At 70.2% G+C, this 1,584-nt stretch carries 2 protein-coding genes; both read right to left on the reverse strand.

The annotated features are described in order from the left end of the window. Positions 1-674 (reverse strand): hypothetical protein (locus AC5RV2_RS17840; RefSeq protein WP_494093435.1); only part of this gene is annotated, 674 nt, incomplete at its 3' end. Positions 675-1,031: 357 nt separating this feature from the next. Further along, positions 1,032-1,584, reverse strand: a 553-nt coding sequence (locus AC5RV2_RS17845) for an enolase C-terminal domain-like protein (protein ID WP_494093436.1), incomplete at its 5' end; no start/stop codon positions are given.

Here is a 1,584-nt window from a genome sequence, read left to right on the forward strand (position 1 = left end):
AGCATGCAGCCGATGAGAGGACAACCATGACTGCCGCGGCCCATCGCCTCGAGAGTGCCCGGCAGGTGCGCGCAGATCTGCCGGGCATCGGCCAATATGGCCCGCGCCGCGGCATCACCGGTGCACAGATGCGCCGAGATCTCCTGGTGCGCGAAGCGGGAAAAGCCTTCCGGATCGCGGTCCCCGCCCATCCCGGGACGCAGCCGGGCGAAGCGATCCAACGCCTTCACCCGGCACGACTGCACCCACGCCTCCACCCGCGCCGCAGCCAAAAGATAATCCATGGTCTGCACGTCATCCAGTTCCGCCGGCTCCACCACGGCCAACAAACCGGCCAGCACGGCAGGCACCCCCACCCCGCCCTCGGGCACCACGGGCATGCTTTCGGCGTCCTCGGGCATGGCTGGCTGCTCGCCATCGGTGGCTTCCGGTGGCGAAGGAATCTCTGCAGAGCTGGCGGAGTCGACCGTGTTAGGGGCGCTAAGGTCAGCGGCCGCCGAAATTGATCCCGCGCGATCAGGGCCGATGCCATACCGGCGGAGCAACGCTTCTGCCAATGCGTGCTGCAGCAGCGCTTCCAACAGGGAACTGTCCGGACGCGAGGGCACGCCAAGGTCCATCACCAGTCCCTTTCCCGGAACCGGGAACCGAAGCTCGTCGCCCTCGCCCTCCATATCCACACGCTACCGACTGCCTCCGACAGTTTAGGGCCTCGTTCTCATGCCAGCGGTGCAAGGGAATCGGCAAGGCCAGACAGGGCTCACCGCACGTTTGAGCCGCGGATGCAGCCTCGAGCGGCAGGGCATGCGTAACCGGGCCTCGCCACCTGAGCTTGCTGTAGGGGCTGCTTCCCGCAGCCCCGAAGCACGTCCGGGGCACAGGCGCTTCACAGTCCCAGCGGTCCCGCAGGCGAGGTCGATGGCTTAGCCATCCCCCCTGCCCTTTCGGCACGTCCCCCGCCGCGGTACATGCGGGCCAACCGTCCCCGGCCGTCGAGCGTCCGCGCCGGCTGCCGTTTCCCCGCCCCTAAATCACCGCTCCAGCAGTCGATACGTCCGCGTCAGCCGCTCCAGCCACCACTGCCGCCGGTCCTCGGGTGCAGCGAGACGGTCCAGCAGGTCCGGGTCGGGCACGACGTCGCGCACCGGGAGGCTGCCGGCCACCGGCACCAGCGGTTCCGCCGCCACGTCCGCGGCCATCAGGGACACCGTCGCCAATCCGCAGGCATACGGAAGTTCCGGCAGCGCCGCCGCCAAGGCCACGCCGGCACGGATCCCCACGGAGGAGTCCAGGGCGGAACTCACGACGGCGGGGAGCCCGGCTTGGGCGACGATCTCCAGCGCCCGCCGCACGCCCCCGAGGGGCTGCACCTTGACCACGATCAGGTCGGCTGCGTCTTCGCGGGCCACCCGCAGGGGGTCGGCGGCCTTGCGCACGCTTTCGTCGGCCGCGATCGGGGTGGCGATCCCGCGCCGCCGCAGCTCGGTTCGCACGGCCCGCAGCCCGGCGATGTCGGCGACCGGCTGCTCGGCGTACTCCAGCGAATACCCGGCCAACCGGGTCAACGCCTCCACCGCCGCGGAC

The organism is Arthrobacter sp. Y3225116 (assembly GCF_059091245.1).